The organism is Jejuia sp. G7-7, assembly GCF_055808955.1.
This window is the reverse complement of sequence record NZ_JBVVSZ010000001.1, coordinates 557,556-573,544: the sequence shown is the minus strand read 5'-3', so window position 1 is coordinate 573,544 and position 15,989 is coordinate 557,556. Positions and strand designations below refer to the sequence as shown.

Below are 15,989 nucleotides of genomic sequence, written 5' to 3'. Positions count from 1 at the left end.
AACTGTTTATTTGTTGATGTGTTTATTCGAATACACGATTAAACATTTAAACAAATCCACATATTTATTATATCGCATCCGTCTTATCAAAACTTACCCAGTTCTGAATCGTTAACATCAATCTATCTAACAAGAAACCAATGATACCAATAACAAACATGGCAACAATAATTTTCGCATTAGAGTCGTTTGCGCCATTCTGGAATTCCTCCCAAACAAACAATCCTAAACCAGGACTCTGTGCTAAAAGTTCAATCGCAATTAAAACCATCCACGCTACAGATAATGTGATTTTTAAACCCGTAAAAATTAATGGTAAAGACGATGGTAATACCACTTTAAATATCTTTTGAAAATTTCCAAGTTTTAAAACCTTGGCAACATTTATATAATCTTTATCTACACTAGAAACACCCATAGCAGTATTCACTAAAGTTGCCCACATAGAACATAATCCCACACTAATAAAAGAGATGGTAAACGAGCTATCTTCGCTAGAATCTATCAACAATGTTTTCACAATCATAAACACCAATAAGTACCAAACTACTGGCGATACCGGTTTAAAAATCTGAATAAACCAATTGAACGAACTCTTTAACGTCGGACTCAATCCTATAAAAATCCCTAAAGGCACCGCAATAAATAATGCCAATAAAAATCCAGCAAAAACCGTTTTTAAACTTCTAAAAATCTGATCAACAAACGATGGTCTTCCAGTATAAGTAATCGCATCTTTACCTTCCGCTAAACGTTTTTCATTTAAAGCAGCAGTCTTTTCAATAAAAGCTGCTTTATCCGCACTAATTAAAGCATGGTCTCTTAATAACGACTCAAAAGAGCCCCAAACCTGACTTGGCGATGGCAACGTATTTGGTTGGCAACTAGAATCTCCAGATGCAATACAAGCGCGTAATGCTTCTGCTGCTGCAGGTCCTTGATCATTTAATGCTTTTTCAATTTTAAATTCGGCTTCTATATTATACAAACTCTGAGAGCCCATATGCCATAAGCCAATAAATAATAAAATGGAAGCAATTGGCACGACTACCTTACGCAGAAAGTTTTTAAAATCTTCCTTTTCTAGCTTCCCTGTAAATAGGTCTTTAAAAGTGCTTAAAAAGCCTAGTCCCATAAATTTGGTTACTTTTCCTAATGTTATACTTTGCTTCATCGTTATCTCGTTTAGTGTTAAAAAACTATAGTTAATTGTTCGTCATTTCGACAGAGCGAGGTACGAGTGACGAGAAATCTCATAAGTAATGAGATTCCTCCTCATACTTCATCGGAATGACAAATAATATTACTGTACAGCCTTATCCTTATTACCAATTTTAAAACTGTTTATATATGCAATCGGATCTTTAGCATCGTACGTTGTTCCATCAATAAAATCAGCAGTTGCAGGTTTGTAACCATCTGTTGTTGGAATATCTCCAGCTGGAATATTACCTTCCTCAACTAATAATTTTGCAGCTTTTGTCCAGATATCTGGTCTGTAGATATCTTTAATAGTATTTGCATACCAATCTGCTGGTTTAGCTTCAGGAATTTGACCCCAACGTCTCATTTGCGTTAAAAACCAAATACCATCAGAATAGAAAGGATAAGTTGCGTTATACTTATAGAACACATTGAAATCTGGCATGTCTCTTTTATCTCCTTTTTCAAATTCAAACGTACCCGTCATAGAGTTTGCTAATACAGCTTCTGGAGCACCAACATACTGTGACATAGCTAATATTTTTACAGCCTCTGCTCTGTTACTTGGTTCATCTAGCCACTTCCCTGCTCTAATTAATGCTTTAGTAACAGCAACGGCAGTATTTGGATAATCTTCAACAAATTTCTTTGTCATTACAAATACTTTTTCTGGGTTATTTTTCCAGATATCATAGTTGGTAGTAACTGGGACACCAATACCTTTAAATACGGCTTGCTGATTCCAAGGCTCACCAACACAGTACCCGTAAATAGTACCTGCTTCAAGCGTTGCTGGCATTTGTGGCGGAGGCGTTACAGATAATAAAACCTCTGCATCAATTTGTCCTTGCACGTTATCTGCTGTGTACATTCCTGGGTGGATGCCTGCTGCAGCTAACCAATATCTTATTTCATAGTTATGAGTAGAAACTGGGAATACCATACCCATTTTAAAAGCTTTACCAGCATTTTTATATTCAGTAATTACTGGTTTTAATGCTTCTGCTTTAATTGGGTGGATAGGTTTACCATCAGCACCTTTTGGTACGTTTGGTTTCATTTTAGACCACACATCGTTTGATACTGTAATACCATTACCATTTAAATCCATAGAGAATGGTGTTACTAAATCTGCTTGACGACCAAAACCTGCTCCTGCAGCAATAGGTTGACCCGCTAACATGTGTGAACCATCTAATTGACCATCAATGACACGGTCTAATACGTTTTTCCAGTTTGATTGTGCTTCAACAGAAACAAATAAACCTTCATCTTCAAAAAAGCCTTTTTCTTTTGCAATGGCTAAAGGTGCCATATCTGTTAATTTGATAAAACCAAAAGTTAATTGTGGTTTTTCAATGTCTAAGGTTTTAGTTTTAGATGTTTCTGCAACCGCAACTTCGGCTACTTCTTTCTTTTTGTCTTTACCACCGCAAGCAAATAGTAATACAGCTACGGGTAAAATCCAAGTTGTTCTTTTTAATAGAGTCTTCATTTTTATATATGAGTTTTAAAATTAAACTAAGTAATTATACTTATATGATGCAAATATATACGTAGTTTTAATTTTTAATCATGGAAACTTCCATGTTTAAACCTCTTTTTAATCCATAAAAAAACCTGCTTTTTAGCAGGTATTCTTTTTAATCCATTGTAAATATGATTTTTAGAATTACTTAAGTAACTTCACAGGAATACTTATTACTCATTAAATTAATACGTAAAATGAGTTATAATTTGAATCATGCCAATTATTATAAAAAAGTTTAGCTGAAATGAATAGTTTAAGAATCAATAAAGTTCATTCTATTAAACACCGTATGATTTAATTCCCAGTATAAAAAAATTGTATTGAACCAAAATTGTGATTTTTTGGACTAAAAGCATAATTGATTGATTATAAACTGTTTTAGTTTTGAGGTATTAATAATTTAAATCATTTATTATGAAAACAATCAAATTAATTTTAGTCCTATTTGTTTTTGCTCTTAATTATACACAAGCACAACAAAAAGAAAACCAATCCATAATTAAAACCAATACCACAATGAAAACTTATGTAATTGAACGTATAATCCCAGGAGCTGGAGACTTAACAGCAGAACAACTAAAAGGAATCTCTGAAACATCGTGTTCAGTTTTAAAAGAAATGGGATCAATAATTGAATGGCAACACAGTTATGTTACTGGTGATAAAGTGTATTGTGTTTACAAAGCAGAGAACAAAGAATTAATTGAAGAACATGCCAAAAAAGGCAATTTCCCTGCAAATTCAATAAGTGAAGTTGCAACAATAATTAGCCCAGTAACAGCTGAATTATAATTTAAAACTTAATAAACAAGATGCTATCAAAATTATAATGGTTTCTTGTTTATTTAAATTAGTATCTTACAAAAAAGAGATTATGCCAATATATATGGACTTTCATGATTTGCCTGAAGGGGTTACCGCAGCTCATGTTGCAGAGATGCATCAGGCAGATTTAAAAATTGAGCATAAATATAATTGTCGCGGATTAACTTATTGGTGTGATGAACTAAGACAAACCGCCTTTTGCTTAATTGAAGCTCCAAATGAACAAGCCATTATAGATTTACATCAAAAAGCACATGGCGCAGTTCCGCAACGAATTATTGAAGTAAATGACACTATAGTAGAGTCTTTTTTAGGCAGAATTAAAGACCCAAAAAAATCGCAAAACACAAAACTTAATATCATAAATGATCCTGCATTTAGAACATTAATGGTGGTTACTGTAAAAAAGAAAAAATTAAGGAAGGAAGGCTACGAAACTTTAAATGCTGCTATTCGTGGATACAATAAATCTATTACCAATATAACTAGTAAGCATAAAGGGCGTATTGTAAAAGAAAAAGCAAATACGTATTTAATGTCTTTTGAATCAGTTACAAATGCTATTAAAAGCGCTCTTGAAATTGAAGAAATTTATAACTGCGTAATTACACCTGATTTGCAATTTCAAATTGGCATTAGTGCCGGAATACCTGTAACTAATAAAGAAAGTATCTTTGAAGATACCATAAAGAAAGCTAATTATTTATCATATATTTCAAATGATAAAATCACAATTACAAGTGAAGTTAAGGATTTGTATGAAAGTGAAAATCGACAAATTACAATAGACTCCAGCAGCATATTCAATGATATTAACTCTCAAAAAGAGATGTTTCTATTACAATTATTTGAATATACTGAAAGCGTATGGTCAAATTCAAATATAAACGTTAGAGATTTTCAAAAAAACCTAGGGTATAGTAAATCGAAATTATATAGAACTATTATGGCTACAGTAGGTGTTTCTCCAAATAGTTTTTTAAAACATTATAGATTGAATATGGCTATTGAATTATTAGATAAAGAAGCGCTAAATATTTCTGAAATAGCTTATCAAACGGGATTTAGTAGTCCAACTTATTTTTCTAAATGTTTTCAAGATGCATACGGGATTTTACCTTCGAATTATATTAGGCTAAAATCTACATAAACAAAACACAATTAACTATCTAAGAAGTAGTTATGATCGTTTATTTCTTGTTTAAGGAGTTGCACGTTATTAATACCTATTTTTTTCCTTGAGCCGTTATTAGATTTTCCTTTTTGAGTGCTGAAAACACACGAATAACTTGCTCTTCTGTGGTACCTGCATAATCGGCATATTCGCGCCTACTTAAAGTCAGGTCGATAAAGCCTTTAAGGTCTCCAAACTTTCGGTGTAGATATAATAAGGAATCTATAACACGTTCGCGAACCGTCATTTGTGAAATAGATTTTACCTTGTTTTCACTTCGGTTTAATTCATTGGCATAAAACAGCATCATATCGTATGAAAACTGTGAATTATTAAGTAATTCCTTTTGTAGGTTTTCTTTTGAAAAATAACATAACATAGAATCTTGCAATGCTATAGCACCTATAGAATAATACTCTTCTGTACCAAAACCACGATGCCCAATAATTTCGCCTTCTTTAGCAAAACGAACAATTTGCTCGCGTCCATTAATACCTGTCCTAAAGACTTTTACTGTACCGCTTTTTATAAAAAAAGACCATTAACAGGAGCGCCTTCCATAATAAATTGCTGTCCTTTTTTACATCGAAGCGTGCTTTTTTGATCTACAAATTCAGTATCCAAAAGTACTTGTAAATTATTCCTAATAATACATCTCTCATTAAGACAAGATGCACAGGACATATCTGTTGTAGATTTGTGTTTAGAATATGTATTTGGAACAGCCACAGGCATAATTCTAGTTATTTTAATCAAAAGTAAGTAATACTACTTAGTTTTTATAATTATTAATAATTTTTAGCAGTTTAGTAAAATTTAGAAGTTGAAATTTGATATTCGGATTATTGCGGTATAAAAAATGTGTGATTTTCATAAATTTTAAAATTTATAGCAGAGCAAAAAAATAACAAAATCAAATCGTTATATTTGCTGAGACATAACGAAAATAATTTATGATTTCTATTTCTGAAGCCATTTCTATTGTAAAAGCAAACGGCAAGCCTTTATTAGAATCTACTATTAAAAAGGTTGAAAAAGCTGGTGGTTATGAGATATTTAAAGATATCCTCTCTTCTATTAATATGCCTCCTTTTAGACAATCTGCAATGGATGGGTATGCTTTAAATTTGCATGATAGTTTATCTTATAAGTTAATTGGAGAAGTAAAAGCTGGAGATGGTTATCAACCCAAGTTAAAAAAAGGAGAATCTATTAGAATATTTACAGGCGCTCCTGTTCCAGATTCAGCAAATGCTGTGATGATGCAGGAGAAAGTTATCGTTAATGATAATACTATTACTATTGAGCAACAAATCCCTTTACAACATAATATACGTCCTTTAGGGGAACAGGTTAAAACTGGTGACATTGCTTTAAAAAAAGGTACTAAACTAACTCCCGCTGCTATTGGGTATTTAATTTCTTTAGGCATTACTGAAGTTTCTGTATTTAAAAAACCAAATATTGCAATTGTTACCACAGGTAATGAATTGGTTGAGGCTGGTAAAGATTTAACCTATGGAAAAATTTACGAAAGTAATTCTAAAATGCTTTTGAGTGCACTTTATAATTTGAAGTATTATGATGTGACGCTTTATAAAGTTGAAGATGATTATAATAAAACAGTTGAAACTCTTAACTCAGCTATTAGCAACAATGATTTGGTTTTAATTACTGGAGGAATCTCTGTTGGTGATTATGATTTTGTTGGAAAAGCTTTAAAAGAATTACAAGTTGAAGAACTGTTTTATAGAGTGAAGCAGAAACCAGGTAAACCATTGTTTTATGGTAAAAAAGTAGATACTCAAATATTTGCTTTACCAGGAAATCCTGCTGCTGCTCTATCTTGTTTTTATATATATGTGTATATAGCATTGCAACAACTAATGAATCGTAATGTAACTGAATTACCAAGAGCAAAAGCTAAAACCATAAATAGTTTCCAAAAGAAAGGCGACAGACCCCAATTTTTAAAAGGCATATACAAAGATGGTCAAGTTGAAATTTTAGATGGACAGAATTCATCCATGTTACAAACATTTGCATTGTCTAACGCTTTGGTTTTTGCACCTGAAGATGTGAACACTATTGAACCTAGTGATACTATTGAAGTTATTTTATTACCAAATTAAAATATAACTATGGGATATAAGATAAAAAGTAGAATTTGGATTGAATCTGAAAACAATGTGCTTTTAGGAGAAGGTCGTGTACATTTATTAAAAGCCATTCAAGAAACAGGTTCACTTTCTAAAGCTGCAAAATCGTTGAATATATCTTATAAGAAAGCGTGGCAACTATTGGATTCTGTAAACAAATCGGCAAAAAAACCTGTTACTATAAATAGTATTGGAGGTAAAGGCGGTGGTGGTGCTGAATTAACAGAATACGGGAAATCTTTAGTTAAAGTCTTTGATGAGATTAATAAAAATTGTTGGAATTTTTTGGATAATGAACTAAAAAAATTGAAAGGATATAAATGCTTCAAACCGAAAACATATATATCTTTTTACTCATACTGCCAATAGTATCGTTTTTATACTCTAGTGTGGGTCATGGTGGTGCTAGCGGCTATTTAGCGCTTATGGCGTTATTTTCATTTGCACCAGAAAGTATGAAGCCTACTGCCCTACTACTTAATATTTTTGTAGCAGGCATTTCGTTTTACTACTACTATAAAGAAGGTTTTTTTAATAAAAAATTATTTTTAGCATTTGCAATAACTTCAATCCCATTCTCTTTAATTGGTGGTCGATTTGATATTGATGCATCTTTATATAAAAAAATACTAGCAATCTTATTAATATTTGCCATCCTAAAAATGTTGAATGTTTTTGGGAAAGAAAGTGATAAAATTAAAGACATAAAACTTTGGCAAGGATTAATTGTTGGTGCTGTTATAGGGTTCTTCTCTGGACTCATAGGAATTGGAGGTGGCATCATATTAACACCACTCATTCTATTATTTCATTGGGGGAAAATGAAGGAAGCAGCAGCTGTTTCAGCGCTTTTTATATGGGTGAATTCTGCTTCGGCATTACTAGGACAATTTAGCGTTGGTGTTACTTTAGAAAAAGAATCGTTTCTATTAGTTGCTATTGCACTTATTGGTGGTGTTTTAGGTGGTTATTATGGCAGTAAAAAAATCAACAATCAGAAATTGAGATATATTTTAGCCTTTGTACTAATTATAGCTTGTGCTAAACTTATGTTTACATAAAATGATAAACAAAACAAACATAACAGGTATCATTTTGGCTGGAGGAAAAAGCTCAAGAATGGGAACGGACAAGGGTTTTTTAATGTTGAACAACAAACTTTTTGTACAATATAGCATGGATGCTTTAAAGCCTTTAGTTTCAGAAATTATAATCGTTTCTGATAACCCAGATTATGATTTTTTTGGATTACAACGTATTACTGATGATATTAAAGATGCAGGACCTGTTTCAGGGATTTATTCTGGACTAGAAGCCTCTAAAACTGAGCTTAATTTAGTTTTAAGCTGTGACATTCCATTGATAACTTCAGAAGTATTACAAAAATTGATTAACGCTATTGACAATCAATCAGAAATCATACAAGCTGAAAGTAATGGCAAAACAATGCCTTTAATTGCATTATACAAACGATGTGTAAAAGACAGGTTCAAAAACTTTTTAAAACAAGATGAAAGAAGATTGAGAATTGCCATAAAAGCCTGTAACTATAAAAATGTTGTTTTAGATGAATCCTTTCAAAATGCAACATTAAACGTGAATACAAAAGAAGAATTAAAACAAATTGAAGATGCTTATAACGATTAAATATTTTGGTCAAATAGCAGAAGTGACTCAAAAAGAAGAGGAACAATTAGAAGTTTCTGAAGGTAATATATCAGCGCTTTTAAATGTGTTACATTCTAAATATGACACTTTAAATGATAAAGATTTTCAAATAGCGCAGAATCAAGAATTAGTAAGTTTAGAAACTGAACTAACAGGAGCAGAAATTGCGTTATTACCACCTTTTGCTGGTGGTTGATTATTATGAGTAGATACAACAGACATATCATTTTATCAGAAATTGGACAAGAAGGTCAGGATAAAATTTCTAATGCCAAAGTTTTGGTTATTGGTGCTGGTGGTTTAGGATGCCCTGTGTTGCAATACCTTACCGCTGCTGGTGTTGGAACTATTGGTGTTATAGATTTTGATGTTATTGAATTATCCAATTTACAACGTCAAGTGCTCTTTGGAACTTCGTCTTTAGGAAAAAATAAAGCCATTGCAGCTAAAGAACGCTTACAAGATTTAAATAATGATATTTTGATTACTGCTTACCCAGAACCACTCACCTATCAAAATGCGATAGCTTTATTTCATCAATATGATATTATTGTTGATGGTTCTGATAATTTTGAAACACGGTATTTGGTAAATGACGCTTGTATCATCGCCAACAAACCACTAGTTTTTGGAGCCATTTATAAGTTTGAAGGTCAAGTTTCGGTTTTCAATTATAAAAATGGACCAAGTTACCGATGCCTATTCCCTAACCCACCACAAAAAGATACTATTCCTAATTGCTCTGATATTGGTGTTTTAGGAGTGCTTCCTGGAATAATTGGTAGTATGCAAGCCAACGAAGTTTTAAAAATCATTTTAGGTATTGGTAATGTACTTTCAGGGAAATTGCTTTGCTATAATGCTTTGACATCCCAAACGTCAACTTTAAAAATAAACAGAAACGAAACTAGTATTCAATCTGTTTTAGATGAGCAAGATAGCTTTGAGAACAAACAAATCAATATAGGCTGTGAAATCGAAGTCATAGAAGTTTCAATATCCGAGGTGATTTCAGAAAAAAACGTTCAGTTTATTGATGTTAGAGAGATACACGAACAACCCAAAGTAGACCATTTAAACGTTACCTTCATTCCTTTAAGTGAATTAGAAACTAGTTTACATAAAATTGATTTATCAAAAAAGAAAGCTCTTTTTTGTAAATCGGGAATGCGCAGTAAACATGCTGTAAAAGTATTGCAAGGATTAAATATTAATAATTGTTTTAGTATACCGCAAGGTACTTCAGAAATAAACAATTATTTAAAAGAACACAGTAAGGTGAATACAGAAGATTTCCGCCTTCGCGGAAATGAAAAAATATAATTATGAAAGATAAAAAACCAATGAAAAGCGTTTTCAAAGAAGGAGCGATAACTTCAGAGTTTATAGGGAATTCTATTTATAAACATCAAACAAAAACAAGTATCGGTGCCCATAATATTTTCTTGGGGCAAGTTCGTGCAGATGAGATTGATGGTAAAACAGTTTCCGCTATTGAATATACAGCTTATGAAGATATGGCAAATCAAAAATTCCATGAGATACGAGAATCAGCTTTTGAAAAATTTGATTTAACATGTATGCATATTTACCACAGTTTAGGTACCGTAAAAGCAGGGGAAATTTGTCTTTTTGTGTTTGTGTCTTCCCTAGAAGAAAAGTAGTATTTGAAGCTTTAGAATATATTGTTGAAGCTATAAAAGCAGATGTTCCTGTTTTTGGAAAAGAGATTTTTGAGGATGAAAGTCACCAATGGAAAGTAAACTCCTAAATGTTTAATTGTTGATTTGTTAAATCGTTTAATTGTAAAAAAGTAAAACATGGCATATACGTTTTCATTTGAAAAATTGAATGTTTGGGTTGATTCCAAAGAATTAGTTAAACAGATATATCTGATAACTAAAGAATTTCCTAGTGAAGAAAAATTTGGGTTAACTAATCAGTTAAGACGAGCTTCAATTTCTGTAGCTTCGAATTTAGCAGAAGGTACTTCAAGAAATACAAATAAAGACAAAGCTCATTTTTCAACTATGGCATTTAGCTCATTAATGGAAGTACTAAATCAAATTATTATTGCTAGAGAATTACACTTTGTAAACAAAAATGAATATATAAGCTTAAGAACAGAAATTGAAAAAATTTCCAATAAGCTCAATGCATTGCGCAAATCACAATTAAACAAATAAACAATTCAACACATCAACATAATATGGTAGACATTACAAATAAGAACACCACACTAAGAACTGCCGTAGCCCAAGCAGTCGTAAAGGTCAGTAAACAAGAAACGATTACTGCCATTGAAAACGATACCGTTCCTAAAGGCAATGTATTCGCTATGAGTAAAGCGGCAGGGTTATTAGGTGTAAAACGCACGCCAGATATTTTGCCAGATTGCCACCCCTTACCTATTGAATTTACAGGGATTGAATATAAAGTTGATGGTTTAGAAATTACCGTATTGTTCACAGTAAAAACCATTTACAAAACAGGGGTTGAAGTTGAAGCGATGCATGGTGCTAGTGTTGTAGCTTTAAATATGTATGATATGCTCAAACCTATTGATAAAGGCATTGAAATACACGCTATTAAACTTTTGAAGAAGAAAGGTGGAAAATCTGATTTCAAAGACACCTTCAGAAAAGACTTAAACGCAGCCGTTGTGGTGTGTAGCGATACTATTTCTGCTGGTCATAAAGAAGATAAAGCCGGAAAAGCCATAATTAACAAACTTGAAAATTGCGATGTAAAAATCTCTGAATATGTTATAATACCTGATGAAACTGAAGATATTCAGCAAAAAGCAAGAACTTATCAGGAACAAGGCATCGATATGGTCATTTATACTGGTGGCACAGGGTTATCAGGAAGAGATGTTACTCCAGAAGCTTTACTGCCTCTGTTAGATAGACGTATTCCTGGTATTGAAGAAGCCATTAGAAGTTATGGACAAGAACGTATGCCTTTTGCGATGCTTTCCAGAAGTGTTGCTGGAACCATTGGAGATACTTTAGTTTTGGCCTTACCAGGTTCAACGAATGGAGCAAAGGAATCTATGGACGCTATATTTCCGGCAGTATTACATAGTTTTAGAATTTTAAAAGGTGCTAGACATGACTAAAATGTTTATTCGTGGAATTGTTAAATTGTTTAAGCGATTACACATTTCAACGATTCAACAATTAAACAGAGCGAAGATATGAGCGACAATAAAAACATATTACAAGATTCACATGGTAGAGATCATGCCTATTTAAGGATTTCCTTAATAGAGCGTTGTAATTTACGTTGCACCTATTGCATGCCCGAAGAAGGTGTAAAACTGTCTCCTAAGAGTCATTTAATGACCTATGAGGAAATTTATGAAATCGCTAAAACTTTTGTAGATCATGGTGTTACCAAAATCCGATTAACTGGTGGAGAACCTTTAATTAGAAAAGATATTCCTGTAATTTTAGAAAAATTAGCAACGCTTCCTGTTGAATTATCTATTACTTCAAACGCTGTGATTATTGATAAGTTTATTGATGTACTTAAAGCTAATGATGTCAATAAAATTAATGTGAGTTTAGACTCATTGGATGCTTCAAAATTTAAACATATTACACGACGTCATGAATTTCAAAAAGTTTACGACAATATTTTATTACTAGTCAAAGAAGGATTTACGGTTAAAGTGAATGCTGTATTAATGAAAGGTTTTAATGATAATGAAATTATAGACTTTATTAAATTCACTAAAGATTTACCAATCTCAGTTCGCTTTATTGAATTTATGCCTTTTGATGGTAATAAATGGGATATGAGTAAAATGGTATCTTATGCTGAAGTGATGACTTATGTAAATAACGCTTTCGCGGAAGATAAAGTAGAGCGTTTACAAGATGCTCCAAACGATACCGCAAAAAATTACAAAATAAAAGGTTACAAAGGTAGTTTTGCTATTATCAGTTCGGTCACAAATCCGTTTTGTGATTCATGTAATAGATTGCGTTTAACAGCTAATGGGCAACTTAAAAACTGTTTGTTTTCTTCTGGAGAATCTGATTTATTGACTACACTTAGAGCAGGAGAATCCGTTGAGCCAATTATTCAAAAAGCAGTACAAGCCAAATTTAAAGTTCGTGGTGGTATGGATACTTTGGAAAAATTACAAGAGCCTAAATTACATTCTAATAATCGAAGTATGATTACTATTGGAGGGTAAAACTAATTAAGCTCTTGTATTGTATCATCATTAATTTATATATACTTCTAATAATTTAGCATTACTAGTATTAAATACTACTTGATCTGTATTCGCAGGCAAAATAATAGTTTCGCCAGTTTTTAAAGTTTCTATATGTTCCCCAGTTTCTACGTCTACTTTACCTTCAACACACATATAAATAATAAATGAGTCTAAATTACTATAGTTTTTTTCTTGACGTTTAGTAAAATTTAAAATATTAGTTGTAAAGTATTCGCAATTAGCTAAATTAGAACAACTGTCTTTTTCTATTGTATAATCAGATTTTCCGTTTGAATCAAATTGTTTCGTAGCTTGTTCTGCTAGTTTGGTATGTAGTTCTCTTTTTTGTCCATTAGCATCTTTTCTATCCCAATCGTAAACGCGATATGTAATATCAGATGTTTGCTGGATCTCTGCTGCTAGAACACCTGCGCCAATAGCATGAATTTTTCCTGCAGGTATAAAAAAACTATCGCCTTTGGCAACTTGTTCTCTGTTAAAAATTTCATCAACATTTTCAGAAGTAATATGATTTAAAACCTCTGGGTTAGTAGTTTCATCTTTTAAACCTAAAACAATATCAGCATTTTTATCGCTATCCATAATGTACCACATTTCTGTTTTACCAAATGAATCATGATATTTTTTTGCCATTTCATTATCAGGATGCACCTGAACAGATAAATCTGTTTTAGCATCTAGAAACTTAATAAGTAAAGGGAAATTATAACCAAAATTTTCGAAATTATGAGTCCCTAAAAAATCTGACTTATGTGTTTTAATCAATTCTTTTAAACTACTTCCTTTATAAACACCATTTTTAACAACTGAAACATTGCCTTCTACATCTGAGATTTCCCAACTTTCTCCAACATCATCTTTATGAGTTTCTTTATTTAAAACAGTTTTTAATTTATTTCCTCCCCAAATTTTTTCTTTTAAAATTGGGTTGAATTTTATTGGATATACTTTCATAACTATATATGTTATTGTTAATTTAATTTATAATTAACAAGCTGATTATTAATTTTTAATTTTTCTAAGTACTCGATTATTGAAAATACACTTTGAAACAAAGTTTGTTTTATTTCCTTTTTTCTATTACACTAATATTATATTCTAAAATAATATTCTGGTTTTTACTCATTGCCTTAATTAAACCACTAAGTGTATATGGCTTATTACTAATTTCATTGGTATTTATATACCCTATGTGATTCAAATCAAATTGATTAAACATAAATCTAGCACCTGATCTTACTGCAGAAATATCTGATTTAAACTTCTTTATATCTACTAAAGAAACGGTTGTTGAACAATATGCTTTTATTTCTTTGAGTAATTGAAAAGTATTATCTCTACTGGCATTATTTACTAAACATAGCTCTAAGTTATTTACTTGATTTAGATATTCAATAAAAAACTCAGTATCAATATCATTTTCATTATTATGAAATATTATAATGACTCCTATTTTCATTTCTTATTAATTATTGTATTAAGCTACTTTTAATGCATTAGCTACAATAGTTTTAGAGTTTGCTTTTTTCCTCTATATACCCAAACAATTTGTCCTAACTGCCCAACTATTTTAACAGAGTCTTTCATTGAAAGCTTAGAACCATCAGCATGAATCCATCTTTTTAATGGCTGCTCACATAGCATAGATTTTGCTTTATCTAATCCAAAATGCTGGCTCATTCTCTTAAAAATTTCAACATCAAATATCCATTGTGTAACAAATTTTTCACTAAACGCAATGTTAATAACATCTTTATGGAAAATTTTAGCACCACATTGCGTGTCTTTAAAATCCATTTTTAAAATCTTTCTTATTATGAAATTAATAGTTAAACTGATGATTTTTCTAGCTGACTCTTTAGTAATATTTGCTCCCATTCTTGCAATTCGAGAACCACTTACAATTTTAAATTCTGAATGCTCAATTGTTTTAACTAAGTCGTCAAAATCTGCTAAATCTGTAGATAAATCGGCATCTAAAAATCCTATATAATCTAAATCTTCTTTTTTAGCCATGTGCAACATTCCTAAACGAACAGCTTCTGCTTTACCTCCATTTTTATCACAATCATAAACTGTTATAAAGTCTTCTCTCCCTTTTTGTAGTTCTTTTAAAACTTCTAAAGTTCTGTCTTTACTTCCATCGTTTACAAAACATAAATGGTAACCAGAGTTCTTATCTATATAATCTGTAAATTCTGTACTTAATAAACGTTCCTCTTCGTTATAACATGGAATTACAACACCAACACAACGTTCTTGAATCATAACATTCGTTTTAGCATTAGCGTTTTGAGTTTCTGGAGCTCCAATTAATCGCTTAACACGTGCACAAATTTCATTTAGGCTTAATGGCTTTTTCATATAATCATTAATACCTAATTCAAAACCAGTTGTAATAATATCATCTTGAGTGTTACCAGATAAAACCATTATTGGTGTGTCTGCATTTTTAGAATTTCTGATATACTTTACAATATCTAAACCAGAAACACCTGGCATATTTATATCTACAATTACTAAATCTGGATTAAATGAATTGTAAAGAGAAATACCTTCATTAGAATCTGTTTCGATTTTTACATCATAACCTAATTCCTCTAACCTTTTTTGTAATGGTAATAAAACTAATTGTTGATCGTCTATGGCTAATATTTTCATGATTTCAGTTTTTAAAATGTTTAATTAATATGTTTGGAAAAAAATATTTAATCTTTTAATACGTTCGCAGATATTATTTAAATCCATTGGTTTTTTTATGTAATCATTAATTCCAAATTTGAAGGCTTCAGCAATAATATCACTACTATTGTTACCTGATAAGACTATTATAGGAGTGGATGAACTTTTATTTATTCTTATATACTTGATAAATTCTATACCAGACATATCTGGCATGTTAATATCTACAACTACTAAATCTGGTTTAAATCTATCGTATATACCTATACTTTCATTAGCATCAGTACTTGTCTTAACTTTATAACCTAAGTCTTCTAATTTTTTTGTAAAGGCAATAAAACTAATTGTTGATCGTCTATGGCTAATATTTTCATTTTAAGGTGTTTTTGTTTTTAATTACAGGACAAATTTACATTTGAAGTGACTTTAAAAATTAATATTTAGCTTAAGGTATAGGTATGTGTAGATGAATGGTAGATTTGTGTAGATAAATAA

The 15,989-nt window shown here is 31.3% G+C and carries 19 protein-coding genes and 2 pseudogenes; 12 read left to right on the top strand and 9 right to left on the bottom strand.

The genetic code is table 11. The features are described 5' to 3' along the window. Positions 1-67 precede the first annotated feature (67 nt). Positions 68-1,174, bottom strand: coding sequence for an ABC transporter permease (locus AC0L5U_RS02860; protein ID WP_473414572.1), 1,107 nt, complete (start codon positions 1,172-1,174; stop codon positions 68-70). A gap of 129 nt (positions 1,175-1,303) precedes the next feature. After that, positions 1,304-2,698, bottom strand: coding sequence for a CmpA/NrtA family ABC transporter substrate-binding protein (locus AC0L5U_RS02855; protein WP_473414571.1), 1,395 nt, complete (start codon positions 2,696-2,698; stop codon positions 1,304-1,306). 450 nt (positions 2,699-3,148) lie between these two features. Between AC0L5U_RS02855 and AC0L5U_RS02850 the strand changes: the two genes are divergently transcribed. Both AC0L5U_RS02850 and AC0L5U_RS02845 read left to right on the top strand, forming a co-directional pair. Beyond that, positions 3,149-3,526, top strand: a complete 378-nt coding sequence (locus tag AC0L5U_RS02850; RefSeq protein ID WP_473414570.1) for a DUF4242 domain-containing protein — start codon at positions 3,149-3,151, stop codon at positions 3,524-3,526. Positions 3,527-3,608: 82 nt separating this feature from the next. Beyond that, a complete protein-coding gene (locus AC0L5U_RS02845) occupies positions 3,609-4,709 on the top strand; it encodes a nickel-binding protein (RefSeq protein WP_473414569.1) in 1,101 nt (366 codons plus the stop codon). Between the two features lie 76 nt (positions 4,710-4,785). Here AC0L5U_RS02845 and AC0L5U_RS02840 read toward each other — a convergent pair whose 3' ends face one another. The 3 genes and pseudogenes from AC0L5U_RS02840 to AC0L5U_RS02830 all read right to left on the bottom strand — a co-directional run bounded on the left by AC0L5U_RS02840 (position 4,786) and on the right by AC0L5U_RS02830 (position 5,489). Continuing rightward, entirely contained in the window at positions 4,786-5,112 is a 327-nt protein-coding gene (locus AC0L5U_RS02840) for a Crp/Fnr family transcriptional regulator (RefSeq protein WP_473414568.1), read from the bottom strand. Positions 5,113-5,127: 15 nt separating this feature from the next. Next, positions 5,128-5,208: pseudogene (locus tag AC0L5U_RS02835) on the bottom strand (Crp/Fnr family transcriptional regulator); the annotation flags it as partial. Positions 5,209-5,258: 50 nt separating this feature from the next. Further along, on the bottom strand, positions 5,259-5,489 hold the full coding sequence (locus AC0L5U_RS02830) for a hypothetical protein (protein WP_473414567.1): 231 nt from the start codon (positions 5,487-5,489) through the stop codon (positions 5,259-5,261). A 197-nt stretch (positions 5,490-5,686) separates the two neighbouring features. On the opposite strand from AC0L5U_RS02830, the gene AC0L5U_RS02825 reads away from it, so the two are divergent. The 10 genes and pseudogenes from AC0L5U_RS02825 (at position 5,687) to moaA (ending at position 12,767) form a co-directional block, all read left to right on the top strand. Then, entirely contained in the window at positions 5,687-6,865 is a 1,179-nt protein-coding gene (locus AC0L5U_RS02825) for a molybdopterin molybdotransferase MoeA (protein ID WP_473414566.1), read from the top strand. 9 nt (positions 6,866-6,874) lie between these two features. Next, a complete protein-coding gene (locus AC0L5U_RS02820) occupies positions 6,875-7,261 on the top strand; it encodes a winged helix-turn-helix domain-containing protein (RefSeq protein ID WP_473414565.1) in 387 nt (128 codons plus the stop codon). Continuing rightward, on the top strand, positions 7,213-7,953 hold the full coding sequence (locus AC0L5U_RS02815; RefSeq protein ID WP_473414564.1) for a sulfite exporter TauE/SafE family protein: 741 nt from the start codon (positions 7,213-7,215) through the stop codon (positions 7,951-7,953). The genes AC0L5U_RS02820 and AC0L5U_RS02815 overlap by 49 nt, the downstream gene beginning before the upstream one ends. A gap of 1 nt (position 7,954) precedes the next feature. Beyond that, positions 7,955-8,539 (top strand): molybdenum cofactor guanylyltransferase, encoded by a 585-nt coding sequence (mobA, locus tag AC0L5U_RS02810; RefSeq protein ID WP_473414563.1) that lies wholly within the window; start codon positions 7,955-7,957, stop codon positions 8,537-8,539. Then, positions 8,523-8,756, top strand: coding sequence for a MoaD/ThiS family protein (locus AC0L5U_RS02805; protein ID WP_473414562.1), 234 nt, complete (start codon positions 8,523-8,525; stop codon positions 8,754-8,756). The genes mobA and AC0L5U_RS02805 overlap by 17 nt, the downstream gene beginning before the upstream one ends. A 5-nt stretch (positions 8,757-8,761) precedes the next feature. Beyond that, positions 8,762-9,883: a molybdopterin-synthase adenylyltransferase MoeB gene (gene moeB, locus AC0L5U_RS02800; RefSeq protein ID WP_473414561.1), complete on the top strand. Its 1,122-nt coding sequence runs from the start codon at positions 8,762-8,764 to the stop codon at positions 9,881-9,883. Between the two features lie 20 nt (positions 9,884-9,903). After that, a pseudogene (locus tag AC0L5U_RS02795) lies at positions 9,904-10,331 on the top strand (molybdenum cofactor biosynthesis protein MoaE). 49 nt (positions 10,332-10,380) lie between these two features. After that, positions 10,381-10,746, top strand: a complete 366-nt coding sequence (locus tag AC0L5U_RS02790; RefSeq protein WP_473414560.1) for a four helix bundle protein — start codon at positions 10,381-10,383, stop codon at positions 10,744-10,746. Beyond that, on the top strand, positions 10,743-11,681 hold the full coding sequence (moaCB, locus tag AC0L5U_RS02785; RefSeq protein WP_473416156.1) for a bifunctional molybdenum cofactor biosynthesis protein MoaC/MoaB: 939 nt from the start codon (positions 10,743-10,745) through the stop codon (positions 11,679-11,681). Before AC0L5U_RS02790 ends, moaCB begins: the two co-directional genes overlap by 4 nt. A 78-nt stretch (positions 11,682-11,759) precedes the next feature. Continuing rightward, positions 11,760-12,767: a GTP 3',8-cyclase MoaA gene (moaA, locus tag AC0L5U_RS02780; protein ID WP_473414559.1), complete on the top strand. Its 1,008-nt coding sequence runs from the start codon at positions 11,760-11,762 to the stop codon at positions 12,765-12,767. Positions 12,768-12,797: 30 nt separating this feature from the next. On the opposite strand, the gene AC0L5U_RS02775 is transcribed toward moaA, so the two are convergent. The 4 genes from AC0L5U_RS02775 to AC0L5U_RS02760 all read right to left on the bottom strand — a co-directional run bounded on the left by AC0L5U_RS02775 (position 12,798) and on the right by AC0L5U_RS02760 (position 15,830). After that, positions 12,798-13,766, bottom strand: coding sequence for a type I phosphomannose isomerase catalytic subunit (locus tag AC0L5U_RS02775; protein ID WP_473414558.1), 969 nt, complete (start codon positions 13,764-13,766; stop codon positions 12,798-12,800). A 109-nt stretch (positions 13,767-13,875) separates the two neighbouring features. Beyond that, positions 13,876-14,271, bottom strand: a complete 396-nt coding sequence (locus tag AC0L5U_RS02770; protein ID WP_473414557.1) for a glycosyltransferase — start codon at positions 14,269-14,271, stop codon at positions 13,876-13,878. Positions 14,272-14,312: 41 nt separating this feature from the next. Then, on the bottom strand, positions 14,313-15,473 hold the full coding sequence (locus AC0L5U_RS02765; RefSeq protein ID WP_473414556.1) for a response regulator: 1,161 nt from the start codon (positions 15,471-15,473) through the stop codon (positions 14,313-14,315). 24 nt (positions 15,474-15,497) lie between these two features. Beyond that, positions 15,498-15,830 (bottom strand): response regulator, encoded by a 333-nt coding sequence (locus tag AC0L5U_RS02760; RefSeq protein ID WP_473416155.1) that lies wholly within the window; start codon positions 15,828-15,830, stop codon positions 15,498-15,500. Between the last annotated feature and the right edge of the window lie 159 nt (positions 15,831-15,989).

Excerpts from the sequence above, each read along its gene's own strand:
- AC0L5U_RS02860 (WP_473414572.1), bottom strand. The coding sequence starts at position 1,174 with ATGAAGCAAAGTATAACATTAGGAAAAGTAACCAAATTTATGGGACTA.
- moeB (WP_473414561.1), top strand. The coding sequence starts at position 8,762 with ATGAGTAGATACAACAGACATATCATTTTATCAGAAATTGGACAAGAA.
- AC0L5U_RS02850 (WP_473414570.1), top strand. The coding sequence starts at position 3,149 with ATGAAAACAATCAAATTAATTTTAGTCCTATTTGTTTTTGCTCTTAAT.
- AC0L5U_RS02845 (WP_473414569.1), top strand. The coding sequence starts at position 3,609 with ATGCCAATATATATGGACTTTCATGATTTGCCTGAAGGGGTTACCGCA.
- moaA (WP_473414559.1), top strand. The coding sequence starts at position 11,760 with ATGAGCGACAATAAAAACATATTACAAGATTCACATGGTAGAGATCAT.
- AC0L5U_RS02840 (WP_473414568.1), bottom strand. The coding sequence starts at position 5,112 with ATGTTATGTTATTTTTCAAAAGAAAACCTACAAAAGGAATTACTTAAT.
- AC0L5U_RS02765 (WP_473414556.1), bottom strand. The coding sequence starts at position 15,473 with ATGAAAATATTAGCCATAGACGATCAACAATTAGTTTTATTACCATTA.
- AC0L5U_RS02825 (WP_473414566.1), top strand. The coding sequence starts at position 5,687 with ATGATTTCTATTTCTGAAGCCATTTCTATTGTAAAAGCAAACGGCAAG.
- mobA (WP_473414563.1), top strand. The coding sequence starts at position 7,955 with ATGATAAACAAAACAAACATAACAGGTATCATTTTGGCTGGAGGAAAA.
- AC0L5U_RS02815 (WP_473414564.1), top strand. The coding sequence starts at position 7,213 with ATGCTTCAAACCGAAAACATATATATCTTTTTACTCATACTGCCAATA.
- AC0L5U_RS02775 (WP_473414558.1), bottom strand. The coding sequence starts at position 13,766 with ATGAAAGTATATCCAATAAAATTCAACCCAATTTTAAAAGAAAAAATT.
- AC0L5U_RS02790 (WP_473414560.1), top strand. The coding sequence starts at position 10,381 with ATGGCATATACGTTTTCATTTGAAAAATTGAATGTTTGGGTTGATTCC.
- AC0L5U_RS02820 (WP_473414565.1), top strand. The coding sequence starts at position 6,875 with ATGGGATATAAGATAAAAAGTAGAATTTGGATTGAATCTGAAAACAAT.
- AC0L5U_RS02805 (WP_473414562.1), top strand. The coding sequence starts at position 8,523 with ATGCTTATAACGATTAAATATTTTGGTCAAATAGCAGAAGTGACTCAA.
- AC0L5U_RS02855 (WP_473414571.1), bottom strand. The coding sequence starts at position 2,698 with ATGAAGACTCTATTAAAAAGAACAACTTGGATTTTACCCGTAGCTGTA.
- AC0L5U_RS02770 (WP_473414557.1), bottom strand. The coding sequence starts at position 14,271 with ATGAAAATAGGAGTCATTATAATATTTCATAATAATGAAAATGATATT.